Origin of the sequence: Frankia canadensis (genome assembly GCF_900197875.1) — a bacterium.
GTDB lineage: Bacteria > Actinomycetota > Actinomycetes > Frankiales > Frankiaceae > Frankia > Frankia canadensis.
This window is the reverse complement of record NZ_FZMO01000157.1, coordinates 1-24,791: the sequence shown is the minus strand read 5'-3', so window position 1 is coordinate 24,791 and position 24,791 is coordinate 1. Positions and strand designations below refer to the sequence as shown.

Below are 24,791 nucleotides of genomic sequence, written 5' to 3'. Positions count from 1 at the left end.
CGCGGCGCCGGAGCGCAGTCGTGATCGGCGCCGAGGTCAGGACACGTCCCGGATGTCCAGGTCGTCGTCCGCGGTGAGGATCGCGCCGTGCAGGTCCCGCAGCTGCCGACCCGGCTCCAGACCCAGCTCCCGGTCGAGGGTGGAGCGCACCGCCCGGTAGACGCCCAACGCCTCGGCCTGCCGTCCGCAGCGGTACAGCGCCAGCATCAGCCGATGATGGAAGAACTCCCGCAGCGGATACTCCGCCGTCAGTGCCAGCAGCTGCCCGACCAGCTGGCGATGACGCCCCATGGCGAGCTCGGCGTCGATCAGCAGCTCGACGCACTCCAGGCGCGACTCCTCCAGCCAGCCGACGAACCCACTGACGATCGGCCCCTCCCGGTACTCGTTGAAGGCCGGGCCCCGCCACAGCTCCAGCCCGGCGCGCAGGCACCGGGCGGCCTGCTCGTAGCGGCGCTCCCGCACATGGCCGCGTCCCTGTTCGACCTCCCGCTGGAACGTGTGCAGGTCCAGCTCGTCGTCCCCCATGGTGAGCATGTAGCCGGGATTACGGGTGTAAATCGGATTATCGTCTCCATCGGGCCATGAGAGAAGCTTTCGGAGATTCGAGACGTACACGTGCACCGATGCCGTCGCGCGGCGCGGCGGGGCCTCCCCCCACAGCTCCGCCATCACCTGACTGAGCGAGACGACCTGGTTGGCTCGAATCAGCAGCACCGCCAGCAGGATCTCCATCTTCCTGGCGCTTATCTCGATCTCGCGCTCTTCTCCGAAGACGCGCAGCGGCCCAAGAACCGCGTACCGTCGCATGATGTCTCCCGTCCGCGGGTATCACGGCGAATGACTCGGTCAGGATCATTGTCAGGAAACGGCACGCAGGCCGCATCAGAGGAACTACGTAGTCGGTAGCAATCCGAAACGTGAGAAGGACCACCCGCGAAAGACCGGACAGGCGGCCCGCGCGGCAGTATCCGCGGGCGCGCGCCGCGAGCGAAACCCGGCCGGCACCGGCCGGTCCGCACACGTGGATCAGACACGCTCGAACGCGAAGCCACCTTTGATCCACTTGCTGGACTCGACCGCGATGCCCAGTGCGCGGTCACCGGGCTGCATTATGGCCAGTGCGCGGTCCAGCTGCAGGAAGGGCAGTGCATTCCCGGTGTTTCCGGTCTCCGTCACGCACGAGACCGGCTGCGCCGCGGGGACGTCGAGCTGCTCGACGATGCGGTCGGTCATCCGCCCGGACAGCTGCGGCGGCAGCAGATAGTCGAAGTCGGCGCTCGACCAGCCCAGCTCGGCCAGCATCTCCGTGAGGATCTCGCCCGCCATCCGCGGCACGGCCTCCTCGATCGCCTTGTAGTTCTCGCTGGCGGGCGGGCGACGACCGTCGCGGTCGGCCAGGCCGTACCACTCCAGGGTCTGGCCGGCCTCGCGGCCGAGTCCGGTCAGGCGGGTCGTCACCCGCCGGACATCCGCGAGGCCGGGCTGCTCGCTCGTGCCGAGCACGACCGCGGCCGCGGCGTCGCCGAACAGCAGCAGGTTGACCAGCTGCGCCGGCGGCACGCCGGCGAGGTCCGCCCTGGTGTCGAGATGCTTGGCACACGTGTCCCCGCCCAGCGCGAGGACGGTGCGGCTCCCGGTGGCCAGGAACCGGCTGGCCACCTCCAGCGCCTGGAGCGCTCCCGTGCACCCGGACTGGATCTGGAACGTGGGCACGTCGTTGATCCCGAGGGTGTCGGCGACGACGTTCACCGTCGCGGGCATCAGCATGTCGGGAGTGGCCGTCGCCATGACGATCAGGTCCACGTCGCCGGGGCCGACTTCGGCGGCGGCCAGCGCCCGGCCGGCGGCGGTGGCGGCGAGGTCCGCGAGCGAGCTGAACCGCTCACCCGTGGACAGGTCGGTGGCCAGATAGCGGCTGCGGGTACCCACGAAGGCGTCAATCCACTGCTCCCAGATCTGATCCAGGCCGAACGCCCGCGCGAGCCGCGCGTTGTCCACAGGTTCTCCGGGCAGCGCGATCCCGGTCGAACGAATACGAACGTCGTTGCAGGGCATGACGAAAACCTTCCGGGCTGTCGACGGGGTCGGCCGGAATACGCGGGAGGCGACTCGCCACCCGTACCGATTCACCGGAGCCGGCCGAAGTCCGCGGCGGCGCGAGGCCTCTGCCGCGTATCCGGGATGACGATACGTAGCCGGCGAACAATTCTCAAGCGATGTGATCAACCCGGTTCCCGGGCTCTTTTCCCAGGTCCGCCGGCCGGCCGGGGCGCGGTCAACGGCGCTGTGCGCCGGCGGATGTCGGCACTTTAGGTCAGCTCAAGCCTCACGTTGGCCGGCGCTGGAAGACTCGGACCCGGTTCGCGCCCCGAAGGGGGCCTGTGAGCGACGGCAGACCACCGCGCCGATGCCATTCTTTCCGGGAGCACACATGAGCCAGAGCCATTCCCGCAGTACCCTGCTCGCCGGCCAGGTCGCCCTGGTCGTCGGCGGCAGCAGGGGCATCGGCGCCGCGACGGCGCGGGCCCTCGGGGCACATGGTGCCGCCGTCGGCGTCAATTATCACACCAGTGCCGAAGCGGCGAGCAAGCTCGTCGCCGAGATCGAGGCCGCAGGCAGCCGCGCGGTGGCCGAACGGGCCGACGCGACCAGTGCGGCCGATGTGTCGGCGCTGGTCGCGTCGGTCAGCGCCGCCCTCGGCGACATCAGCGTCCTGGTGTGCAACACCGTCGGGTTCGTCGAGGCCAATCCGTTCGACCGGATCGAGTCCGGCAGCACCCTCGCCGTGGACAACGCCGATGCCATCAAGGACCGCGCGGCCATCCAGCTCGCCACGACGCTCTACCCGATCCGCGAGGTCGTGCCGGGGATGCGCCGGCTCGGCGGCGGCAGTGTCGTGCTGATCGGCGCCACCGCCTCCCGCGGCCGACCGACCCGCGGGATCGCCGAGGTGTCCGTGGCCAAGGCGGCCCAGGACGCGGTGGCCCGGGCGCTGGCGAACGAACTGGGCGCCGACGGCATCCGGGTCAACACCGTCGCGCCGGGCATGGTACCGACCGACGCCAACGCGGGCGCCCGCCGCGACGCCGTCGTCACCGAGCTGGGCAAGGCCACACCGCTGGGCCGAGTCGCCCAGGTCGACGACGTGGCCGGTGTCGTCGTCGCGTTGGCCTCGGATCTCACCCGCCACCTCACCGGCGCCTATCTGGGCGTCGACGGTGGCCGCAGCATGCTCTGACGTCGTTGCCCGCCGCCGCCCGCACCGCCCGCGCGGGTCGGCGACCGAAAGGACTCGACATGGCGCTGCCCCGACCTCAGGACGCCCCCCCGATCCCCGCCACTCCCGAGCAGCGCGCCGCCCACTGGAGCCTGTACGCACCGTGGCTGCAGGACGACCCGGTCTCCTACTGGAAGGAGATGCGGGAGAACCAGCCGATCGTCCGCTCGCAGGAGCTGGGCGGCTACTGGATCCTCACCCGGTACGAGGACATCGAGTGGGCGGCCCGCAACCCCCAGCTGTTCTCCAGCGCCCAGGTCGGGATCCCGCACCGGACGATCTTCCCGGAGAAGCAGATCCCGATCCAGCTCGACGGCGACGAGCACCGTTCCTGGCGGCAGACCCTGGCGGAGCTGTTCAACCCGTCCATGGTCAACCACTTCACCCCCGCGATCCGGCAGGCCGCGGCCGAGGCGGCCGACGCGCTGGTGGGTCGGGACTCGTGTGACTTCATCGCCGAGTTCGCGACCGCACTGCCCGCGGAGACGTTCCTCATCACCTTCGGCATCGGCCGCGAGCACCTGCAGACCCTGCTCGCCCACAAGACCTGGCTGCGCCGCGAGGGAATCCCGAACGCCCGGACCGACGAGGACATCGTCGACGCCAACCGGCCGCTGCGGGAGTTCTTCGCCGACGCGATCGAGCGCCTGCGCGCCAGCGGGATCGAAGGCCGTCGCGACGTGCTCAGCCAGCTGCTGCGCAGCCGCCATGACGGGCGGGAGCTCACCCAGGACGAGATGACGAACGTGGCGTTCGTGACCATGGGCGCCAGCCTCGACACGACGACGGCGTCCCTCGGCCTGCAGTTCCTCCACCTCGCCGAGCATCCCGAGGTGCGCAGGGCCGTGGCCGCCGCGCCCCCGGACCGGATTCCCGTGATCGTGGAGGAGCTGCTGCGCCACGAGCCGGTGTCGAGCACCGGCCGCATCCTCACCCAGGACGTCGAGCGGCACGGCATGCTGCTGCGCCGGGGGGACCGGGTGCTGCTGTCCTGGGGGATGGCGGGCCTCGACCCGCGCGTCTTCGACCACCCCGACGACGTCGACTTCGACCGCCCGTCCACCCGCCACCTGGGGTTCGGGGTGGGTCCGCACCGGTGCCTGGGCATGCACCTGGCCAGGCGGGTCATCACCATCGCGATGCAGGAGTGGCACGCGCGCTTCCCCGAGTACCGCGTCGACCCGGACGCCCCGCTCATCCGGCACTACTCCCCCGGGCGCGGCCTGATGGCCCTCGGCCTGCGCCTCGACGCGCCGCCCGCCGGCGGGCCCGCGGTGGCCGGAACGGACCCGCGGGACCCGCGATGAGGATCCGGGTCGCCGGCGAGCTGTGCATGGGGCATGGCCTGTGCGCCATGCGGGCACCCGAGGTCTTCGAGCTCAGCGAGCTCGGCACCAACGAGATGGCGGAGTTCGAGGTACCGGCCGGGCTCGCGGAGCAGGCCCGCGGCGGCGTCCTGGCCTGCCCCGAGCAGATCATCTCGATCATCGAGGACGCACCGGCGTCCTGACCCGCCACGGCGCACGCGCCGATCCGACCCCGGCGACGATCACGGAGGGCAGCAGGACCGATGGCGACCGAAGAGAAGCTCGTCGACTACCTCCGGTGGGTCACCGCCGAGCTGCACCAGGCTCGGCGGCAGCTCGCCGAGGTCACCTCCCGGGCCAGCGAGCCGATCGCGATCGTCGGCATGAGCTGCCGGTTCCCCGGCGGGGTGCGCGACCCGGAGGACCTGTGGTCGCTCGTCGCCCGCGGCGAGGACGCCGTGTCCGCCTTTCCCGACACCCGCGGGTGGGACGTCGACGACCTCTACGATCCCGACCCCGACGCGCCCGGACGCTCCTACACCCGGCACGGCGGGTTCCTGCACGACGCGGACGAGTTCGACGCCGGGCTGTTCGGACTCAGCCCCCGCGAGGCGATGGCGACCGACCCCCAGCAGCGCCTGCTGCTCGAGACCGCCTGGGAGGCCTTCGAGCGCGCCGGCATCGACCCCCGGTCGCTGCACGGCACCGACACCAGCGTGTTCGCCGGGGTGATGTACAACGACTACGCGTCCAGGCTGCGCGTGGTCCCGCCCGAGTACGAGGGGTTCGTCGGCAACGGCAGTGCCGGCAGCGTCGCCTCGGGCCGGGTGGCGTACACCTTCGGTCTGGAGGGTCCGGCGGTCACCGTCGACACCGCGTGCTCCTCGGCGCTGGTGGCCGTCCACCAGGCCTGCCGGTCGCTGCGCGCCGGCGAGTGCTCGCTGGCCCTCGCCGGCGGGGTCACGGTGACCGCCACGCCCGGCGTGTTCACCGAGTTCAGCCGGCAGCGCGGGCTGGCCCCCGACGGCCGGTGCAAGTCGTACGCGGCCGCCGCCGACGGGACCGGCTTCAGCGAGGGCGTGGGCCTGCTCGTGCTGGCCCGCCTCGCCGACGCCGAACGCGACGGGCGGCCCGTGCTCGCCGTCATCCGCGGCTCGGCGGTCAACCAGGACGGCGCCAGCAACGGGATGACCGCGCCGAACGGGCCCGCCCAGCAACGGCTCATCCGCCGGGCCCTGGCAGACGGCCGGCTCACGCCCGAGGACGTCGACGCCGTCGAAGGCCATGGCACCGGCACCCGGCTCGGTGATCCGGTGGAGGTCCAGGCCCTGCTCGGGACGTACGGGCGCGGCCGCCCCGCCGACCGGCCGCTGTGGCTCGGTTCGGTCAAGTCGAACATCGGCCACACCCAGGCGGCCGCCGGCGTCGCCGGGATCATCAAGATGGTCATGGCCCTGCGCCACGGCGTCCTCCCCCCGACCCTGCACGTCGACGCGCCCTCCCCGCACGTGGACTGGGACAGCGGCGCGGTGTCCCTGCTGACCGAGGCCGTGCCGTGGCCGCGGTCCGCCCGGCCGCGCCGCGCGGCGGTGTCCGCGTTCGGCATCAGCGGCACCAACGCCCACGTCATCCTCGAGGAGGCACCGGCGGCGCCGGACGGGCTGGCGGCGCCGGACGGGCTGGAGCCGGCGGGGGAGCCGACCGTGGCGAGCCCGCCGGCCATCCGCCCGCCGGTGGCGGTCACCGTGTCCGGACAGACCGGCCCGGCGCTGCGGGCGCAGGCGGCACGGCTGCTCGCCTTCATCGAAGCGAACCCGCGGACCGACCGGGCGGACATCGCGGCGGCGCTGCTGCGCAGCCGGCCGCTGCTCGCGCACCGGGCCGCGGTGATCGCGCGGGACGACGACGACCTGCGCCGGGGTCTGGCCGCGCTCGCCGCCGGGGCCCCCGACCCGGCCGTCGTGCGCGGCCGGGGCACGACCTCCGGCCGGGTCGCGTTCCTGTTCACCGGCCAGGGCAGCCAGCGCCCGGGCATGGGCCGCCAGCTGTACGCGACCTACCCGGTGTTCGCCCGCGCCTTCGACGACTGCTGCGCACACCTCGACCGCCACCTCGACCGTCCGCTGCGCCCGCTGGTCCTCGACGGCGCGGGCGGGCCGGGCGCGGGCGCGCTCGACGAGACCCGTCTCGCCCAGCCGGCCCTGTTCGCGCTGGAGACCGCGCTGTTCCGGCTGCTGGAGAGCCTGGGGTTCATCCCGGACCGGCTGATCGGCCACTCGGTGGGTGAGCTGGTGGCCGTGCACGTCGCGGGCGGACTGGACCTGGCCGACGCGTGCACGCTGGTGTCCGCGCGGGCGGCCCTGATGCAGGCGGCGCCGAGTGCCGGCGCGATGGTCTCGCTGCGCGCCTCGCGGGCGCAGGTCGAGGACCTGCTGGCCGAGCACGGCGGCCGGGTGGAGATCGCCGCGGTGAACGGCCCGGAGGCCGTCGTGATCACCGGTGACCGGGAGCCCGTGCTCGCTCTGAGCCGGTCGCTGCGCGCGCGGGGCGTCGCCGCCCGCCGGCTGCGGGTCAGCCACGCGTTCCACTCGGCGCACATGGCGGCGGCGATGGACGAGGTCGCCGCCGTCGCGGCCACCCTGACGTTCCGCCCGCTGACCATCCCGGTCGCCTCCAACGTGACCGGCGCCCTCGCCGGCCCCGACGACCTCGGCGACCCGCGGTACTGGGCCGAGCACCTGCGCCGCACCGTCCGGTTCCACGACGGCGTGCGCGCGCTGTCCGACGACGGAACCCGGGTGTTCCTCGAGATCGGTCCCGGGGCGGTCCTGACCCCGCTGGTGCACGACGCCGTCGACGCCGCGCCCGGTCTGCTCGCCGTGCCGACGCTGCGGGCCGAGCGGGGGGAGGCCGAATCCCTGGTGGCGGCGCTCGCCCAGGCCCGCCTCGCCGGGCTGGCGGTGGACGACCGCGCCCTGGTCGGCGCGGCGGCGCGGCCAGCGCGGGTGGCGCTGCCCACCTACGCGTTCCAGCGCCGCCGCTACTGGCTGGACGCGGGCCCGGCCACGCCCACGCCGGCGTTGGACGACCGGTTCTGGTCGGCGGTCGAGGAGGCGGACGCCCAGCGCCTCGCCCACGTGCTGCGGCTGCCCGAACAGCGGGTTCCGGCGCTGCTCGACGTCCTGCCGGCGCTGAGCTCCTGGCGGCGCGCCCACGGCTGGCGGTACCGGATCGACGAGACACCCCCCGACCGGTCGGACGCGGCGTCGACCCGGCGGCTCGCGCGCCTGCCGGCCGCCGGCGGCGGCTCCGGGCGGGACTGGCGCCCGAGCGGGACCGTGCTGGTGACCGTCGACCCGGCGGGACTGGGCGCGCACGCCGCCCGCTGGCTGGCCGCCCACGGCGCCACCGGCCTGATCCTGGTCGGCGCCCGCGCGACGGACATCGACGCGTCCCTGGCGGACGAGCTGGTCGGCCTCGGCGCGAAGGTCGGCACCGCGGTCTTCGACCCCCGCGACGCCGGTGCCGTCGCAGCCCTGCTCGCCGACCTCCCGGCGGCCGCAGCGCCGCGGGCGGTCGTCGTCGCCGACGGCACCGGCGGCGCGCCGCGGTTCTCGACGAGCACACCCGCGCCCTCGACCTCGAGGCGTTCGTGGTGTTCACATCCCTGCCCGCGCCCTTCGCCCCCGCCCAGCCACCCGAGCCCGGCCCGCCGGCCTCCCCGACGTGCGACCGGGACGGCCGGGACGGCGGGCACGGCGGGCACGGCGGGCACGATCTCGAGCCGGACCAGGTGATCCGCACCCGGGTCGCGGCGGGTCTGCCCGCGCTGTGCGTGGCGTGGGGGCCCTGGGACGAGCGCGAACCGTCGGCGCCGGGCCTGCGCCGCGTCGAACCGCGGCTCGCGATGGACGTGCTGGCCGAGGCCCGCCGGGACGGCGCCGCGTTCCTGGTGGTCGCCGACATCGACTGGACGGCGTACCTCGCCGGCCGCGATCAGGTCGACCCGTTCTTCCGGGGTGTCGCCGACGTCGCCATCCCAGCCGGGACGGTCGACTCGAACGACGACGACGGCGGCCCGGACCTCGTCGAACGCCTCGCCGCCGCGGACGAGGCGCAGGCGCGGGCGGTCCTGCTCGACGTGCTGCGCACGCACGCGGCGGCCGTCCTCGGCCACCCCAACCTGGACGACCTGGCCGCCGACACCCCGCTGACCGACCTGGGCTTCACCTCGTTCACCGCGCTGGAGCTCGGCAACCGACTGACCGAGCTGACCGGCGTGGCCGTCCCCGCGACGGCCATCATCGAGCACCCCACGCTCGAAAGCCTTGCCGAATTCCTACGCAATTGTTTCATCGCGCAAAACCTCGTATCTGGCCAGTAACCGTTCGATACCATTTCGGGAATCGATCGGCCACGCACCGCGAGGGGGACGTCTGTGGTTTCGACGCAGCTGGTCACGGGCACCGCAGCGCGGCGGCGACGTCGGTGGAGCCGGGTGCGGCGGGACCGTTGGGGGCGGCGGGCCCCGGCCGGGCTCGCGGCACTGCTGGTGCTGGTGGGACTCCTCGCCAGCGGCTGTGGGGGAAACGACGCACCGACGGCGGCGGCGAGCCCGCGCTCCGGCGGCACGCTCACCTTCGCCGCCGAGACCGAGCCGGGCTGTCTCGACCCGGGCTACGACCCTCTGAACGTCACCGCGCTGATCGACCGGAACATCTTCGACTCGCTGGTCTACCAGGCACCCGACCTGAGCTTCCACCCGTGGCTGGCCGAGCGGTGGACCACGTCGCCGGACAGGCGGACCTACACCTTCACGCTGCGCAAGGGGGTCACCTTCCACGACGGCGCGCCGCTGACCGCCGACGCGGTGCGGGCGACGCTCGACCACGCGGTGGCGCCGGCGACCAAGTCCCTCTACGCCGGCAGCCTGCTGCGCACCTACCAGGGCGCGGACATCGTCAACCCGACGACCGTGGCCGTGCGGCTCGCCCGTCCGGATGCGAGCATCCTGCAGGCGTTGAGCACCCCCTTCCTGGGCATCCAGTCGCCCCGTGCGCTCACCCGCCCGACCACGCAGCAGTGCGTCCACCCGGTGGGCAGCGGGCCGTTCTCGTTCGTGTCGTGGACGAAGACCCAGCGCCTCGCCCTGCGCCGCAACGCCGCCTACACCTGGGGTCCGAACGCCCCCGGCGCCCGTCCCGGCGCCGCCTACCTCGACGGGATCACCGTCTCGTTCATCAAGGAGGACGCCGCCCGGCTCGGCGCGCTGACCAGCGGCCAGGTCAACGCCATCGCGCAGGTACCGCCGGTCAGCGCCCGCACGGTCCGCGGCAACGGCCTGCGGCTCCTGACCGACCAGGCCCCCGGCGGGGTCTTCACGCTGTACCTCAACACCACCCGCGGGCCCCTGACGGACCTGCGGGTACGCCGCGCGCTACAGCGGGGCGTCGACTTCACCGCCCTCACGACATCGGTGTACTTCGGGCAGTACGCGCGCGCGTGGAGCGCGCTGAGCCCCACCACCGCCGCCTACGACCGCGCACTGGAGAACAGCTGGCGGCCGGACCCGGCGCTCGCCGGACGACTGCTCGACGAGGCGGGCTGGACCGGTCGCGACGGGCAGGGCTACCGGACCCGCGACGGACAGCAGCTGAGGATCTTCCTGCCGTACCCGGCCCAGTTCCTGCGTGAGCAGCGGGACGTGCTCTACCAGGGCATCCAGGCCTCCGCCCGCAAGCTCGGCATCCACCTCGACGTCGTCGGTCAGGACTCCGGCACCTACACGCGGGCGGTCGCGACGCGCACCGCGGACATCGTCGCGGTGAGCACCCAGCGCGCCGAACCGGACATCCTTCGCCTGCTGTTCGGTTCGGCGGAGGTGCTGTCGAAGGGCGGCTACAACGTCCTCGGCCTGCGCGACCCGACCCTGGACAGGCAGCTCGACGAGGCCGCCGCCAGCAGCGACGGCACGGTGCGCAGGCGTGACTACGCCGCGGTCCAGGCCCGGGTCATCGATCAGGCGTACGCCATCCCGATCTACGTGCCCACCTACCTGCTGGGCACGAGTACCCGCGTCCACGGGCTGTCCTTCAGCGCCAGCGGCGATCCGGTGCTCACCGGCGCCTGGCTGAGCGGCTGATGACCGTGTCGCGACGACTGGCGAAGCCGTTCCTGCGGGCGCTCGGCGTCCTGCTGGGCGCCGAGACCGTCACCTTCGCCGCGTACCACCTGCTGCCGGGTGACCCGGCCGAGGTGTCGCTCGGGGTGCCCAACCCGTCGGCCGAGCTGGTGGCGACGACCCGGCACGAGATGGGGCTGGACCGTCCGCTGGCCGTGCAGTACGTCGTCTTCCTCGGCCGGCTGCTGCGCGGCGACCTCGGCACGTCCTACCAGCTGCACGAGCCGGTCACGCGGGTGCTCCGGGAGCAGGTGTGGGCGACGGTCACCCTCGCCGTGGCGGCGCTGGCGATCGCCTTCGCGGTGTCGGTGCCGCTCGCCGTGGCCACGGCGGGGCGCCGCCCGGCGATGCGCGGACTGTCGTCGGGCGGCGAACTGCTGCTGACGTCCAGCCCGAGCTTCTGGATCGGCATCCTGCTCCTCAGCCTGTTCTCGTTCCGACTCGGTTGGTTCCCGGTGATCAGCGGCACGAGCGTACGCGGGCTCGTGCTGCCGGCGGTGACCCTCGCCGTCAGCATCATTGGAGTTCTCACCCAGGTGCTGCGAGACGGGCTTGAGCGGGCCCTCGACGAGCCGTTCACCGTCAGCGCCCGCGCCCGGGGAACCGGGGAGACCATGGTGCGGCTGCGGCACGGTCTGCGGCACGCCCTGATCCCGCTGCTCACCGTGTCGGGATGGATCCTCGGCGCGCTTCTCGGCGGCACGGTGGTGGTCGAGACGGTCTTCAGCCGACAGGGCCTGGGGCGGATCGCCGCGACCGCCATCACGTCGCGGGACCTGCCGACGGTCACCGGCGTCGTGCTGGTGTCCGCGCTGGTGTTCTGCGTCCTCAACCTGGTCATCGACGTTCTCTACCGCGTCGTCGATCCCCGGCTGCGCACGGCGACGGCGTGACCGCGCCACCCGAGGCCGCGACCCTGCGGATACGCGGCGGCCTGGCGGGGCGGATCGGTCGGGCGCCGCTGGCCGTGTCCTGGGCCGTGGTGGGGCTGATCCTGGTCGCCCTGGCCTGGCCGGGCGCGTTCACCTCGCTGGCACCGGACGCCGCGGATCCCGCCGTCGCACTCGCCCCGCCGGGAGGCGGCCATCCGCTCGGCACGGACGAGCTCGGCCGCGACATCCTCAGCCGGATCGTCTACGGGGCCAGGCCGTCGCTGCTGATCGGCGTCGGATCCACCCTGATCGCACTCGTGATCGGCGCGGCGCTCGGTGTCGCCGCCGCGACCTGGGGCCGGCGGGCGGACACCGTGATCATGCGCCTGGCCGACGTGCTGCTCGCCTTTCCCGGCCTTCTGCTGGCGCTGCTGGTCATCGCGACGCTCGGACCGGGCTCCACCAACTCCGTGATCGCGCTGGCCTGCGCGACGATGCCGGGATTCCTGCGCATCGCACGATCGCAGAGCCTGGTGGTCCGCCGGTCCGACTTCGTCCGCGCCGCCGTCGTCCTCGGTCGCCCGCCCCTGTCGATCCAGCTGCGCCACGTGCTGCCGAACGCGCTGCCTCCGCTGCTCGTCTTCTCGATGATCAACATCGGCTCGGCAATCATCGCGGGGACGACGCTCAGCTTCCTCGGCCTGGGTCCGCGCGCGCCGCAGGCCGAGTGGGGGTCGATGCTGTCCACCAGCCGCAACTACCTCGCCGTCGCCTGGGCCCCCGCGGTGTTTCCCGGCGTCGCCATCGCCCTGACCGTCGTCGCGCTGAACATCGCCGGCCGGGACCTGCAGCGCCGCTTCGAGCGCCGGGAGTCGGTGCCCCGTGCCTGACTCCGCGACCGGGCCACGGCGCCCGCCAGCCCCCGCGCCGGGCCCGCCCGGGCGGCCGTTGCTGGACGTGCGCGACCTGCGAGTCACCTTTCCGGCGCATCGCTCCCGCGTTCGCCCCGTGCGGGGCGTGGACCTCACCCTCGCCGCAGGCGAGTGCCTGGCCATCGTCGGCGAGTCGGGGTCGGGCAAGAGTGTGACGGTGCGCTCCCTGCTCGGCCTCGCCGGACCGCGGGCGCGCGTCGAGGCCGAAAGGATGGACCTCGACGGCGAGGACCTGCTCTCCATGTCCGCGCGTCGCCTGCGCCAGGTCCGCGGCGGCAGCATCGGCCTGGTGCTCCAGGACGCGCTGGTCTCGCTCGATCCGTTGCGGCCGGTCCGCGCCGAGATCGCCGAGGCGCTGCGCAACCATCGGGTGGTCGCCGGTCGGGACGTCCCCGGCCGCGTCGTCGACCTGCTGGACCAGGCCGGAGTCCCCGAGCCGGAGGTGCGCGCCCGCCAGTACCCGCACGAGTTGTCCGGCGGACTGCGCCAGCGAGCACTGATCGCCGCGGCGATGGCCGCGGAGCCGCCCATCCTCGTCGCCGACGAACCGACCACCGCGCTCGACGTCACCACCCAGGCGAGGCTGCTGGCCTCGCTGGCAGGCCGCAAGTCCGCCGGCACGGCCCTGTTGCTCGTCAGCCACGACCTCGCGGTCGTCGCCGGGATCGCGGACCGGGTGGCGGTGATGTACCAGGGCCTGATCGTCGAGCAGGGACCGGCGGCGGATCTGCTCAGCACACCGGCGCACCCCTACACCCGGCTCCTGCTCGCGGCCGTGCCCTCGGCGGCCAACCGGGGCCTGCCGCTCGCGCCCCCCACGACGGCCGCCGCCACCCCGCAGCCCACCGGCGGATGCGTGTTCGCGCCGCGATGCCCGCAGGTGACCGACCGGTGCCTCGAACAGCGACCGACCGCGGTACCGGTCGGGCCCGGTCGGTCGGCCCGCTGCTGGTACGCCGAACCCGCCCGGCCCACCGCACCCGCGGCGCCCGCCCGGTCCCTGCCGGTGCAGGCCCGGCCGGTGCAGGCCACCGCGCCCATCCTGACCGCGAGCGGGCTGACCAAGTCCTTTCCCGGGCCGGACGGCTCGGCCCGCCGCGCCGTCGATGACGTGTCGTTCGAGCTTCGACCGGCGGAGATCCTCGGGGTCGTCGGCGAGTCGGGATCCGGCAAGACCACGGTCGCCAACCTCATCCTCGCGCTGCTGGCACCCGACTCGGGCACGGTGCTTCTAGACGGCGAGGCATGGTCGCGACGACCCGAGCCACAGCGCCGCCCGCTGCGGCGACGGATCCAGCTCGTGCCGCAGGATCCGCTCGGCTCCTTCGACCCGCGGTACACCGTCGCGCGCATCGTCGGCGAGGCCGTGCCGGAGCGGGGCGACCAGCGGCGCCGCCGCGTCGCCGCGTTGCTGGACCGGGTCGGTCTCGCCGCGGGCCTGCTGGACCGCCGTCCGGCGCAGCTGTCCGGTGGGGAACGACAGCGGGTCGCCGTCGCCCGCGCCCTGGCCCCCGAGCCCGCGGTGCTGGTCTGCGACGAGCCGGTCTCGGCGCTCGACGTGTCCGTCCAGGCCCAGATCCTCGACCTGTTCGACGGCCTGCGCCGCGACCTGGGCACCGCCATGCTCTTCGTTTCGCACGACCTCGGCGTCGTCCAGCATCTCAGCGATCGGGTGATGGTCATGCGCGCCGGCCGCGTGGTCGAGGCGGGCGACGCCGACGAGGTCTTCGAACACCCGGGCCATCCCTACACCCAGGACCTGCTCGCGGCGCTGCCCCGGTTGCGGCCCGGACGCGTCGACCTCGCCAAGGACGGTGGTGCGCGACGGGACACGACCGGCTACGCAAGGACAACTGGCGAGCCACTACCGTAGTCGTGGGCCCGCCTGCGCGACATCGAGACCGCGCATCGCACGCACGACCCGGCACGCCCTTGCCGTCAGCAGTGTGACCGTCGCCCGACAGCAATCCCCTGCAGATCCGCGCCACGGAGGGAAGCAACGTGACCACTGCATCCGGCCTGCGCCTGTCAGTCCTCGACACGGCCCCGGTCTGGTCGGACACCACGCCCGCGACCGCGCTCAACGAGGCCGTGGAACTCGCGCGAGCGGCCGAGTCCGCGGGCTACGTGCGCTACTGGCTGGCGGAGCATCACAACACGCCAAGCGTGGCGAGCGTGACACCCGCGGTCCTGGCCGCCCGGCTGGCCGCCGCCACCACGAGCCTGCGCGTCGGCTCGGGCGGGGTGATCCTGCCCAACCACCCGCCGCTGATCGTCGCCGAGCAGTTCGGGACGCTGCAGGCCCTCTTCCCCGGGCGGATCGACCTGGGCATTGGCCGAGCCGGCGCGCTGGACGGCCCCACCGCGACGGCGCTGCGCCGGGGTGCGGACCGCGACTTCCCTGCGCATCTGGCCGAGCTGTTCGGCTACTTCTCCCCGGCGGACCCGCGGCACCCGCGTCCGGTCCAGGCCGTCACCGCGGTGGGCAACGCGCCGGACGTCTGGCTGCTGGGGTCGAGTCCCGACAGCGCGCGGCTCGCCGGCAGGCTGGGCCTGCCCTACGCGTTCGCTCATCATTTCAACCCCGCCGGCGCGGCGGCCGCCGCGGCGGAATACCACCGCGCCTTCGAGCCGTCGCCCGTGCGCGCCCGGCCCGATCTCATCCTGGCCGCCACCGTCGTCGTCGCGCAGACCGATGCCGAGGCGGCCCGGCTGGCGCTCCCGGTCGCGGTCAGCATGGTGCTGCTGCGCTCAGGGCAACCGCCACAGCTGCTGCCGACCGACGCCGAAGCCGCGCGGTATCCGTTGACCCCCGCGCAGCGCGCGGCTGTCGCCGAGCGCCTGGAGACCCATGTGATCGGGGGGCCGGATCGCGTCCGGGCGAAGATCGCGCAGCTCGTCGAGGCGACCGGCGCCGCCGAGGTCATCGCGACAACGTCGACCCACGACTTCGGCGCGCGGGTGCACTCCTACGAGCTCCTCGCGAAGGTCGCCGAGGAGCTCTGAGCGCGGGGCCGGCGCCGAGCGACCGGCGCGGCCCTCGCGGCGCCGGTCAGCCGGCGGGGGTGGTCGAGGCGATGATCGCGGCGCCGCTCTCGTTGTACTGGCGGTAGTAGTGGATCAGGCCGTCACGGATGCGCAGCATGACGAAGTACGTCGTGCGGTACGAACCGCCGGTCGTCGTCACCGTCCCGGTCGCCGTGTACTCGACGAACCACAGCTCCGCGTCGCTGGTTTCGTAGACCACCGGCGACCTGACCTCGCCGAGCTTGATCGGGCTGGCCGCCTCCGCACCGGCGATCGTCGCCTTGATCTTCTCCCGGCCCTCGATGTGCCGCAGGACGGGAACCGTCATGAACGGCATGTCACAGACAGCGTCCTCGGCGAAGATGTCGGCGAAGCCCGAGTAGTCGTGCCGGCCCAGCAGCTCCAGCATTCGGTCAATGATGGTCCGGGGCGAGGCGTGGGGCACCGTCGTGCTGACGTCGGACATGATGGACAGACCTTTCGTCGAAATCGGGGATCGGAGGCGGTTCGGGCTGCTACCAGGTCACCGGCAGCGCTTCGACGGGCCGCATGAGATCGCCGCCCGTGAACCTGACCTCCTCGGGCTCGACGGCCAGCCGAAGTCCCGGGAGACGCGACGACAGTTGCTCGAGGGCGATGCCGATCTCCGCTCTGGCCAGATAGGCGCCCACGCAGTAGTGCGGTCCGGCCCCGAAGGCCAGCACCGGCGGCGCGTCCCGGTCGAGGCGGACCGTGTCGGGCTCGTCGTACACGGTCTCGTCCCGCATCGCCGAGGCCGTCGCGACGAACACCGCCTGCCCCTTCTCGACGGTGCCCGAGGGCAACGTGACCCGCTCGGTGGCGAGGCGCAGCGAGCCACCGTTGCCCAGCGGGTTGTACCGCAGCATCTCCGCGACGGCCGACGGCACGAGCCCGGGATCGGCGGCCAGGCTCCGCCACAGCACCGCGTCGTCGCGCAGCAGGACGAAGAACGACTTCCCGAGGACGTTGGACGTCGTCTCGTTGCCGGCGCCGATCAGGCTGAGGACGAGGTTCTCGAGCTCGGCCTCGGTCAGTTTGTCCTCGCCGTCGCGCGCCGCGATGAGACTGTCGAGGAGGAAGTCCTGCGGCTCCCGCCGGCGCTCGGCGATCAGCTCACGTACGTAGCCCATGAACTCGACCATGCGCCGGCCGCGCTCGGCGGGTTCCATCACGACGGCCGAGGCCAGCGCCATCGACCACGTGCGGAACCGGTCCGCGTCCCGCTCGGGCACGCCCATAAGCTGGCAGATGATGCGGATCGGCAGCGCGAGCCCGTAGGCCCGCACGAGATCGAGGGGACCCCCCTGCTTCTCCATGTCGTCGATCAGCTCACGGGCGGTCGCGCGGATCACCGGCTTCCACCGCTCGATGGCCCGCGGGGTGAAGGTGGCCGCGATAATCCGCCGTAGCCGCAGGTGGTCCGGACCCTCCTTGTTCAGGATGAACTCCGGGTCGTCCAGGGCGCTCGGCCCACGCATCACGCGCGGCGATCCGGGGGCGGTCAGGTTGTGGCTCAGCCGGGGATCGGACATGGCAGCGGCCACGTCGCGGTAGGTCACCAGCAGCACGCCGCGATCGCCACTGGGCAGCTGCACCTCGCCGAACGGGCACCGCGCGCGCCGCTCGGCGTACTCGTGCGGGGGGCTGCCCTGCGGGCCGTCGGGAAAAGGAAAGCGTGGAACCTCGTCGACGGACTCGGTCATCGCGCGGCCTCCGCACAGTCACTGGGAAACGGGTCAGGAACTCCGGGGTCCGCGGGCAGACGCTAATAGGAACGCCTAAAGCGTCACTTGGTCCACACGAATCACTCCGATCACATCCGATCGGCGCGACCCTGCCGTACTCTGTTCGCAACCCGAAACGGACCAAGTGTCCCTTTCGCGTCTGACGTGACCGTGGGATGCCCATGACCCGCGGTCCACCACCACCGCCCGACCCGGTGCCCGCCCATCCCGGGCACCTCCCAGGAGCCGCACATGACGACGGACCAGTCCCTGCACCTCGCGGTCGCGCTCAACGACGCCGGGTGGCATCCCGCGGCGTGGCGCGCGCCGGACGCGCGTCCGGCGGACCTGTTCACCGCCGCCTACTGGCAGGACCTCGCCCGCGAGGCCGAGCGGGGCCTTCTGGACTTCGTCACGATCGAGGACAGTTCGGAGATCCAGTCCGTCCAGGCCGGCCAGCCCGACGACCGGCACGACCAGGTGCGCGGCCGGCTCGACCCGCTGCTGGCGGCCACCACGATGGCGCTGGCGACCTCCTCGCTCGGCATCGTCCCGTCGGTGACCACGCGGACCGACCCGTACCGGCTCGCGACCGGCCTCGCCACGTTGGACCACCTCAGCGGCGGCCGGGCCGGCTGGCGCACGATCGCGGTCCACCGCGGCGCCGCCGGGCCGCTGCCGGCACACCGGGAACCACGCCCGTCCCCGCCGCGCACCCTGGACAATCCCGAGGTGGTGGCGTATCTGCGGCGCGGTTTCGCCGCGGGCTCACAGACCGTCGACCTGGTCCGCCAACTCTGGGACACCTGGGGCGATGACGCGCTCGTCCGTCAGCCGGACGCCGGATGGTTCGTCGACCCGGCGAAGGTGCGGGCCCTCGACATCACCGGCGACTGGTTCAGCGTGGACGGCCCCGCCACCACGCCGCGCCCACCCCAGGGGCATCCCGTCGTGATCACGCTGTCCCACACCCGCTACTCCCACGAGTTCGCGGCCCGGTCGGCCGACCTCGCCATCGTGACCCCGCCGGGCCTCGATGGCCTCCCGCAGATCCTCGCCGACCTGCGGGAACAGGAGGCGACCGTCCCGCGGCCGGCTCCCCTGCGGGTGTACGCGGACCTGCTGGTACTGCTCGAGGACACGCAGGCGGCGGCGGACGAGCGCAGGGCCCGCCTCGACGAGCTGAACGGCACCCCCCTGACCTCCGATGCCCTGATCTTTACTGGCACCCCCGGCGATCTGGCCGATCTTCTCCATTCCTGGCGGTCACTGGGGGTGACGGGCTTCCGACTGCGGCCGGCGGCGCTGCCCCACGACCTTCTCGCGATCACCCAGGGCCTCGTCCCCGAGCTGCGCGACCGTGGCGTCCTGCGCTCCCGGTACGGGAGCGGATCGCTGCGCGAGCGGCTCGGCATCGCGGCCGCGGCGCCGGCCCGGCTGGCGGCCTGGGCCAGCTGACCGACCCGGTCAGGATCGGGTAGCCGGGCGCTCGCTGACCGCCGCGCCTGCTTGAAAAGCGGACTGGCGGTCCGTATCGTCGAAACGGACCACCTGTCCGAATCGCCTGGCCACCCATCCGGCCTCGATCTCCGCCCGGAGGCACGTGTCATGACCAGCCAGGACCAGCAGGCCGCACTGGCCGGGCCGGCCCAGCCAGTGATCGTGGAGCCCGCCACCGATCCGGCTGCCGAGGCGCGACATCGACGTCGCCTCGCCGTCGCACTGGCGCTCATCGTCACCTGTCAGCTCATGGTGGTGGTGGACGGCACGATCGTGAACGTCGCACTACCCAAGATCACCGAAGACCTGTCGCTGTCCACCAGTGGCGCAGCCTGGGTCCAGGTCGGGTACTCGCTCGCCTTCGGCGGCCTGCTGCTGCTCGGCGGGCGCGCCGGCGACGCGTTCGGGCGGCGTCGGCTGTTCGTCGGCGGGCTCGTCGTGTTCACACTCGCCTCCCTCGCCGCCGGGCTGGCCGGCAACGCCGAGATGCTCATCGCCGCGCGGGCGGTGCAGGGCGCCGGAGCGGCGTTCGCGGCACCCGCGTCACTCGCCCTGCTGGCGACCACGTTCGCCGACGGGCCCGCGCGCCACCGGGCGCTCGGCGTGTTCTCCATGATGGCCGGACTCGGACTGACCCTCGGCCTGATCCTCGGCGGGCTGCTGGCCACCGCCTCCTGGCGCTGGGTGTTCTTCATCAACCTGCCGTTCGGCGCCGCCACCGCGCTGCTCGCCCCGCGGTTCCTGAAGGACACTCCGCGCCACTCGGCCCGGTTCGACGTCGGCGGTGCCATCACCTCCGCGCTGGGGGTGGCCTCGCTTGCCTACGGCTTCATCCGCGCCGCCTCCGACGGATGGTCCGACGGCCTCACTCTGAGCGCGTTCGGCGCCGCGGCGGTCCTGCTCGTCGCCTTCGCACTGATCGAGCGTGGCGCCGAGCAGCCGATCGTCGCCTACCGGCTGCTCGGCCAGCGCACCCGCGCCGCCGCGTACACCAACATGCTGCTGCTGGGCGCGGCCATGGGCGGCGTCATGCTGTATATGTCGGTCTTCGTCCAGCAGGTGCTGGGTTTCAGCGTGCTGCGCGCCGGGCTCGCGTTCCTGCCCATGGCGGCGCTGCAGTTCGTCTGCGCGCGCACCGCGCCGACAATGATGACCAAACTTGGCGGCAAGCGGCTCACCACGATCGGCACAGTGATGCTCGCCGGGGCGGCGGTCTGGCTGGTGCTGCTGGACGACCGGTCCAGCTATCCGGCGAGCGTGCTCGGGCCGCTGTTGCTGTTCGGCGTCGGCATCGGGTTGACGTTCATGCCGCTGAACTCGGTGATCCTCGCCGGGCTGCCGCCCCAGGCCACCGGCTCCGCCTCCGGCCTGCTCCAGTGCCTGCAGCAGGTCGGCTCGACCATGGGCGTCGCGGTGCTGACCACGGTGTACGGCACCTCGCTGCGCGACTCCGCCGCTCACCCGGTGCCAGGGCTCAGCCCGGCCGCGCAACTCCGGCACGCGTGGGCCGAGGGCATCGCCTCGGCGATGTACGTGCCCGCGGCACTGGCCGCCGCCGCCGTCGTCCTCGCGGTGGTCGTCATCCGTGACCCCGCACGGTCCGCTCCACAACAGTGACCGGTCCCGACCGGCCGCGCGTCTGTGCGATTCTGGCGGTGCACACACCAAGGGGGCCACGATGACGCCGACAGCGACCCCGCGCATCCACGCGGACCAGTCAGCACAGGGTCAACCTGTCCGGGCGGACGCGGCCCGCAACCGCGCCCGGGTGTTGTCCGCGGCCCGGTCGGTCTTCGCGGCCCAGGGGGCGGACGCCTCGCTGCACGAGGTCGCCCGGTTCGCCGGCGTCGGCGTCGGCACCGTCTACCGGCACTTCGCGACCCGCGAGGCCCTGCTGGAGGCCGTGCTCTCCGACCGTTTCGAATCCCTGCGGCAGCTGGCGGCCGAGCCCGCCGCGGGGCTGAGCGCCGAGGACGCGCTGCTGGAGTGGATCGGCGCGTTCGTCCGGCACCTGACCGCCTACCGGTGGCTGGCGTCGTCGCTGATGCCGACCCTGCACCACGAGTCATCCCTGCTGTACCAGGCGTGCCGGGAGATGCGGATGGCGGTGGACGGCCTGCTCCGGGCGGCCCAGGCCGCCGGCTCGTTCCGCTCCGATCTGGATACCTCGACACTGCTGAAGCTGATCAACGCCATCGCGCTCACCGCCGAGCAGACGTCGGACGACGGTGCCCGACTGCTCGACTTCGTCATGACGGGACTGCGCCCCCGGAGCTGATCCCCTCCGGACCCCACCGAGCACGCGGACGACCAACGGCGGCGGCCAGCCGCCATCTGGAGGCGCGCCATGCCCGAAAACAGCCGCTTACACCTCGCCGTCGCCCTCGCCGATGCCGGGTGGCACCCGGCGGCCTGGCGCGACTCCGACGCGGGCGGCGGCGACCTGCTCACCGCCGACTACTGGGGCGAGCAGATCGTCGAGGCGGAGCGGGGACTGCTGGACTTCGTGACGATGGAGGACTCCCCCGCCCTGCAGTCCGCCCGCCCCGGCACTCCCGACGACCGCGCCGACCAGGTCAGCGGCCGCCTCGACACCCTGCTGGTCGCCGCCTACACCGCCCGGCTGACCACGCGCATCGGACTGGTGCCCGCCGCCACCATCCACTCCGACCCCTTCCGGCTGGCGACCACGGTTGCCACGCTCGATCACCTCACCGGCGGCCGCGTGGGCTGGCGTCCGCTGTCCGCCGCGCACGGCGTGTCCATGCCCGGTCCCCGCCGGACGCCGCCGCGGTTCACCAGCCCCCGCGACCCTGGCGTGGCCGAATACCTGACCGGCGCTGTCGCACGCCGAGCACTCGCACCGGTTCGCCGTGGGCAACGCCGACGTCGTCTTCCTCACCCCGCGGGAGACCGACGCGGTGACCGCGACCGTGGACTGGGTCCGCAAGCTCGAGGCGGAGGCGGGCCGCAGGTCACCCCTGCGCGTCTTCGCCGACCTCGTCGTCTTCCTGGACCGGACCGAGCAGGAGGCGCGGACCCGCCTGCGACGGCTGGACGCGCTGGCGGGCGCGGAGACCACCTCGGACGCACTGATCTTCACCGGAACCCCGGAGGGCCTCGCCGACCTGCTCGCCGACTGGCACGGCCTCGGGGTCGAGGGGTTCCGGCTCCGCCCCGGCGTCTCGCGCCACGACCTGCCGGCCATCACCCGCGGCGTCGCCCCGGCCCTGCGGGAGCGCGGGCTGTTCCGCGGTGGTTACGAGGCCACGACCCTGCGGGAACGGCTGGGCCTGCCCCGCCCGGCCGTCGGCGCGGGCATCCCCTGACCGGACGGCACGACCGAAACACTGACCCGGGTCGGCGTGCCGTCCTGGCTGGCGGCACGGGCCGCGAGCTTAACCACACCAAAGCCGGGTTTTAGCCGCCCGGGCGACGATCGAGAGGTAGCGGCCCCGGGCCCCTCGATCGTGGTGCGCAGGCGTTCCTGCCTCACTCCTGGGCGTCGGCGGGGCCAGCCGCCGACCAGGAGTGAGGATGGACGACACCCAGACCGCCGTCCCCGAATCCGCCAGCCAGCTGTTCGCCGCGTTCCAGCGTGGCGACCTGGCATCTCGCTATGCCGAGGTGCCAGGTTGGCTCGCCGCCCTGCCGGACGCCGAGCGCCTCCGCGCCGGCCACCTGCTCGCCCGCCTCGATCCGGACGACGTGCTGCGAGCCCATCCGACGACACCGGTCCTCACCTTGGCGATCACCGGACATGGCACCCTGGCGCCGCTGCTGGCGCCGCTGACGATGCAGCTGGCCCGGCATGGCCTGCTGCTACGCCCGGTGGTCTCGGCGTTCGACGGCTACGTCTTCGACCTCGCGGACCCGACAAGCCGCCTCTACGCCGAGAAGCCCGACCTGACGCTGTGCGTGCTGGATCCGATGGTCGTCCTCGACGAACTGCCCGTGGAGTGGCAACCCGCGGACGTGGCCCGCGCGTTCGACGAGAAGGTCCAGCTCCTCGAGCACCTGGTGACCGAGTTCGAAGCGCGCGGACGGGGAGTGCTCGTCCTCAACACCCTGCCGCTGCCGCGGCTGTGGCAGGCGCAGCTCGTCGACCTCGGCGCCCGCGCGACACTCGGCGCGCTGTGGCGGGAGGCGAACGCGCGGCTGCTGCGGCTGGCCGCGGGCCACCCGAGCCTGGTCGTCGTCGATCTCGATCCGTTCCTCGCCGACGGTGTCGCGCTCATCGAGCAGCGGCTGAGCACCTACGCCAGGGCGCACCTGTCCCCGGCCCTGCTCGCCGTCTATGCCGCGGAGGTGGGGCATCTCGCCCGGCACCTCGCCGGGCGCACCCGCAAGTGCCTGGTGCTCGATCTCGACGGCACGCTGTGGGGAGGAATCCTCGGCGAGGACGGCGTCGAGGGCATCGAGGTCGCCGACGCGCCGCGGGGCGAGGCGTTCGCCCGCTTCCAGCGGGTGGTGCGCCAGCTCGGATCCCAGGGCGTGCTGCTGGCGATCGTGAGCAAGAACGACCGTGACCTGGTCCGGGAGGCCCTGCGCCGCCGCACGGACATGCCGCTGCGGGAGGACGACTTCGTGCGTGTCACGGCGAGCTGGCGGCCCAAGCACGAGGCCCTGGCCGACCTCGCCGAGGCGCTCAACCTCGGGCTGGACAGCCTCGTCTTCGTCGATGACAGTCGCTTCGAGTGTGAGCTGGTCAGCCGGGAGCTGCCCGCCGTCGCCGTCGTGGCGCTCGACGACGAGCCGGCGTCGCACCCGACGCGGCTGCTGTCGGACGGCTGGTTCGCCACCCGGGGGCTCACGGCGGAAGACCGGACCCGCGTGACGAAATACCGCGAGGAGGCCGACCGGAACGATTTCCTGCAGAGCTTCGACTCGCTGCAGGGATACCTGCGCGAACTGCGGGTCTCGGTCCGCCTGGCGGACGCCGTCGAATCCGACGTACCGCGCGTCTCCCAGCTCAGCCTGCGCACGAACCAGTTCAATCTCACCACCCTGCGGATGCAGCCCGGGGACGTCCACCAGCTGCTCGCCGACCCGCACTCCCGGGTGCTCACCATCCGCTCCCGCGACCGGTTCGGCGACAACGGACTGGTCGGCGCCGTGTTTATGCGGCGCTCCGGCCCGGACGTTCACATTGACAACTTCGTGCTCAGTTGCCGGGTCTTCTCCCGCGGCATCGAACAGGCCTGTCTTTCCACGATTCTGGACCAGGCCCGGGCCAGTGGCGCGCGGGCCGTGCACGGCACCTACCGGCCCTCCGCCCGCAACGGATTCGTCCACGACCTCTACCCGCGCTACGGATTCGAACGGGTGCCCACGGCCGGCGACCACGCGGACGGCGACATCGCGTGTTTCCGGCATTCCCTCGCCGAGCCGCTGGAGACGCCCGAGCATCTGCACGTCGACGCCGACCCCGGAGAGGGCACCGCATGATCACCATCGACGAGTTCGTCGAACTCCTGCGCGGCGAGCTGGGCCTGCCGCTGACCGAGGCCGACACGGAGCTCGACCTCGACCAGGTGCCCGGCTGGGATTCGGTGCACCTGCTGGCCCTGCTTTCCGTCCTCGAACAGCGGACCGGCGCGCCCATCTCGCTACCCGACGTCCTGGCGGCCACCAGCCTCCGCGACGTGCACACCGTGGTCTGCACGTCCGCGCCGTCTCCTCGTCCGGCCGGCTGACCAGACGAGATGACGCGACTGACGCGACTGACGCGGTCGATCAGGCGTGCCGCGGCGTGGCTGTTCGAGGGCTGGACCGCGATGGTGACGGTCCGCGGGCCGCACGGAGTGGTCGCCGGCTGCTTCGCCCCCTCGTGGACGTTTCCGCTCTGCTGGCTGGCACCGGTCCCCGGGGAGGCGGAACCCGAGCCGGGCGCTCCCGCACCATCGCCCCCTCCCGCCGACTCCCCGGTGACCGGCCTGGACCTGGC

At 73.1% G+C, this 24,791-nt stretch carries 20 protein-coding genes and 2 pseudogenes; 18 read left to right on the top strand and 4 right to left on the bottom strand.

Annotation, left to right across the window (positions count from 1 at the left end; translation table 11 throughout):
- Positions 1-36 precede the first annotated feature (36 nt).
- Together C1A33_RS14500 and C1A33_RS14495 are read right to left on the bottom strand one after the other, a co-directional pair.
- On the bottom strand, positions 37-810 hold the full coding sequence (locus C1A33_RS14500) for an AfsR/SARP family transcriptional regulator (protein ID WP_101832043.1): 774 nt from the start codon (positions 808-810) through the stop codon (positions 37-39).
- Positions 811-1,029: 219 nt separating this feature from the next.
- Positions 1,030-2,058 carry a 3-oxoacyl-ACP synthase III family protein gene (locus tag C1A33_RS14495; protein ID WP_101832042.1) on the bottom strand — a complete coding sequence of 343 codons (1,029 nt, stop codon included), beginning with the start codon at positions 2,056-2,058 and terminating at the stop codon, positions 1,030-1,032.
- Between the two features lie 376 nt (positions 2,059-2,434).
- Between C1A33_RS14495 and C1A33_RS14490 the strand changes: the two genes are divergently transcribed.
- From C1A33_RS14490 to C1A33_RS14445, 10 genes and pseudogenes are all read left to right on the top strand, one after another.
- Positions 2,435-3,241, top strand: a complete 807-nt coding sequence (locus C1A33_RS14490) for an SDR family NAD(P)-dependent oxidoreductase (protein ID WP_165818387.1) — start codon at positions 2,435-2,437, stop codon at positions 3,239-3,241.
- A 59-nt stretch (positions 3,242-3,300) separates the two neighbouring features.
- Positions 3,301-4,587 (top strand): cytochrome P450, encoded by a 1,287-nt coding sequence (locus tag C1A33_RS14485; RefSeq protein ID WP_101832040.1) that lies wholly within the window; start codon positions 3,301-3,303, stop codon positions 4,585-4,587.
- Positions 4,584-4,790 carry a ferredoxin gene (locus C1A33_RS14480; RefSeq protein ID WP_101832039.1) on the top strand — a complete coding sequence of 69 codons (207 nt, stop codon included), beginning with the start codon at positions 4,584-4,586 and terminating at the stop codon, positions 4,788-4,790. The genes C1A33_RS14485 and C1A33_RS14480 overlap by 4 nt, the downstream gene beginning before the upstream one ends.
- A gap of 66 nt (positions 4,791-4,856) precedes the next feature.
- Positions 4,857-8,384 (top strand): annotated as a pseudogene (locus C1A33_RS14475) (type I polyketide synthase); the annotation flags it as partial.
- Entirely contained in the window at positions 8,381-8,971 is a 591-nt protein-coding gene (locus C1A33_RS14470) for an acyl carrier protein (RefSeq protein ID WP_165818386.1), read from the top strand. The pseudogene C1A33_RS14475 and the gene C1A33_RS14470, both read left to right, overlap by 4 nt.
- A 54-nt stretch (positions 8,972-9,025) precedes the next feature.
- Entirely contained in the window at positions 9,026-10,729 is a 1,704-nt protein-coding gene (locus tag C1A33_RS14465) for an ABC transporter substrate-binding protein (protein ID WP_207770313.1), read from the top strand.
- The gene (locus C1A33_RS14460; RefSeq protein WP_101832035.1) at positions 10,729-11,661 is read left to right on the top strand and encodes an ABC transporter permease; all 933 of its coding nucleotides are present in this window, start codon (positions 10,729-10,731) and stop codon (positions 11,659-11,661) included. The genes C1A33_RS14465 and C1A33_RS14460 overlap by 1 nt, the downstream gene beginning before the upstream one ends.
- Positions 11,658-12,530: an ABC transporter permease gene (locus C1A33_RS14455; RefSeq protein ID WP_243407554.1), complete on the top strand. Its 873-nt coding sequence runs from the start codon at positions 11,658-11,660 to the stop codon at positions 12,528-12,530. Before C1A33_RS14460 ends, C1A33_RS14455 begins: the two co-directional genes overlap by 4 nt.
- The gene (locus tag C1A33_RS14450; protein ID WP_101832034.1) at positions 12,523-14,445 is read left to right on the top strand and encodes a dipeptide ABC transporter ATP-binding protein; all 1,923 of its coding nucleotides are present in this window, start codon (positions 12,523-12,525) and stop codon (positions 14,443-14,445) included. The genes C1A33_RS14455 and C1A33_RS14450 overlap by 8 nt, the downstream gene beginning before the upstream one ends.
- 128 nt (positions 14,446-14,573) lie before the next feature.
- Entirely contained in the window at positions 14,574-15,578 is a 1,005-nt protein-coding gene (locus C1A33_RS14445) for an LLM class flavin-dependent oxidoreductase (RefSeq protein ID WP_207770312.1), read from the top strand.
- 46 nt (positions 15,579-15,624) lie between these two features.
- Here C1A33_RS14445 and C1A33_RS14440 read toward each other — a convergent pair whose 3' ends face one another.
- Both C1A33_RS14440 and C1A33_RS14435 read right to left on the bottom strand, forming a co-directional pair.
- Entirely contained in the window at positions 15,625-16,065 is a 441-nt protein-coding gene (locus C1A33_RS14440) for a nuclear transport factor 2 family protein (RefSeq protein ID WP_101832033.1), read from the bottom strand.
- A 49-nt stretch (positions 16,066-16,114) separates the two neighbouring features.
- Positions 16,115-17,323, bottom strand: a complete 1,209-nt coding sequence (locus C1A33_RS14435) for a cytochrome P450 (RefSeq protein ID WP_101832032.1) — start codon at positions 17,321-17,323, stop codon at positions 16,115-16,117.
- A gap of 273 nt (positions 17,324-17,596) precedes the next feature.
- Here C1A33_RS14435 and C1A33_RS14430 point away from each other — a divergent pair, with 273 nt between their 5' ends.
- The 8 genes and pseudogenes from C1A33_RS14430 to C1A33_RS35725 form a co-directional block, all read left to right on the top strand.
- Positions 17,597-18,802 carry an LLM class flavin-dependent oxidoreductase gene (locus tag C1A33_RS14430; protein WP_101832031.1) on the top strand — a complete coding sequence of 402 codons (1,206 nt, stop codon included), beginning with the start codon at positions 17,597-17,599 and terminating at the stop codon, positions 18,800-18,802.
- 150 nt (positions 18,803-18,952) lie between these two features.
- Positions 18,953-20,461: a DHA2 family efflux MFS transporter permease subunit gene (locus C1A33_RS14425; protein ID WP_101832030.1), complete on the top strand. Its 1,509-nt coding sequence runs from the start codon at positions 18,953-18,955 to the stop codon at positions 20,459-20,461.
- A 61-nt stretch (positions 20,462-20,522) separates the two neighbouring features.
- Positions 20,523-21,122, top strand: a complete 600-nt coding sequence (locus tag C1A33_RS14420; RefSeq protein ID WP_101832029.1) for a TetR/AcrR family transcriptional regulator — start codon at positions 20,523-20,525, stop codon at positions 21,120-21,122.
- 69 nt (positions 21,123-21,191) lie between these two features.
- Positions 21,192-21,515 (top strand): annotated as a pseudogene (locus C1A33_RS36590) (LLM class flavin-dependent oxidoreductase); the annotation flags it as partial.
- A 202-nt stretch (positions 21,516-21,717) separates the two neighbouring features.
- Positions 21,718-22,173 (top strand): LLM class oxidoreductase, encoded by a 456-nt coding sequence (locus C1A33_RS36585; protein WP_243407553.1) that lies wholly within the window; start codon positions 21,718-21,720, stop codon positions 22,171-22,173.
- 208 nt (positions 22,174-22,381) lie between these two features.
- The gene (locus C1A33_RS14410) at positions 22,382-24,292 is read left to right on the top strand and encodes an HAD-IIIC family phosphatase (RefSeq protein WP_101832028.1); all 1,911 of its coding nucleotides are present in this window, start codon (positions 22,382-22,384) and stop codon (positions 24,290-24,292) included.
- Positions 24,289-24,540, top strand: a complete 252-nt coding sequence (locus C1A33_RS14405) for an acyl carrier protein (RefSeq protein ID WP_101832027.1) — start codon at positions 24,289-24,291, stop codon at positions 24,538-24,540. The genes C1A33_RS14410 and C1A33_RS14405 overlap by 4 nt, the downstream gene beginning before the upstream one ends.
- 9 nt (positions 24,541-24,549) lie before the next feature.
- Positions 24,550-24,791, top strand: a 242-nt coding sequence (locus C1A33_RS35725; protein WP_207770311.1) for a hypothetical protein, incomplete at its 3' end; no start/stop codon positions are given.

Coding starts and splice junctions, on each gene's coding strand:
- C1A33_RS14420 (WP_101832029.1), top strand. CDS start 20,523: ATGACGCCGACAGCGACCCCGCGCATCCACGCGGACCAGTCAGCACAG.
- C1A33_RS14410 (WP_101832028.1), top strand. CDS start 22,382: ATGGACGACACCCAGACCGCCGTCCCCGAATCCGCCAGCCAGCTGTTC.
- C1A33_RS14490 (WP_165818387.1), top strand. CDS start 2,435: ATGAGCCAGAGCCATTCCCGCAGTACCCTGCTCGCCGGCCAGGTCGCC.
- C1A33_RS14405 (WP_101832027.1), top strand. CDS start 24,289: ATGATCACCATCGACGAGTTCGTCGAACTCCTGCGCGGCGAGCTGGGC.
- C1A33_RS14425 (WP_101832030.1), top strand. CDS start 18,953: ATGACCAGCCAGGACCAGCAGGCCGCACTGGCCGGGCCGGCCCAGCCA.
- C1A33_RS14485 (WP_101832040.1), top strand. CDS start 3,301: ATGGCGCTGCCCCGACCTCAGGACGCCCCCCCGATCCCCGCCACTCCC.
- C1A33_RS14500 (WP_101832043.1), bottom strand. CDS start 810: ATGCGACGGTACGCGGTTCTTGGGCCGCTGCGCGTCTTCGGAGAAGAG.
- C1A33_RS14430 (WP_101832031.1), top strand. CDS start 17,597: ATGACGACGGACCAGTCCCTGCACCTCGCGGTCGCGCTCAACGACGCC.
- C1A33_RS14435 (WP_101832032.1), bottom strand. CDS start 17,323: ATGACCGAGTCCGTCGACGAGGTTCCACGCTTTCCTTTTCCCGACGGC.
- C1A33_RS14440 (WP_101832033.1), bottom strand. CDS start 16,065: ATGTCCGACGTCAGCACGACGGTGCCCCACGCCTCGCCCCGGACCATC.
- C1A33_RS14460 (WP_101832035.1), top strand. CDS start 10,729: ATGACCGTGTCGCGACGACTGGCGAAGCCGTTCCTGCGGGCGCTCGGC.
- C1A33_RS14480 (WP_101832039.1), top strand. CDS start 4,584: ATGAGGATCCGGGTCGCCGGCGAGCTGTGCATGGGGCATGGCCTGTGC.
- C1A33_RS14495 (WP_101832042.1), bottom strand. CDS start 2,058: ATGCCCTGCAACGACGTTCGTATTCGTTCGACCGGGATCGCGCTGCCC.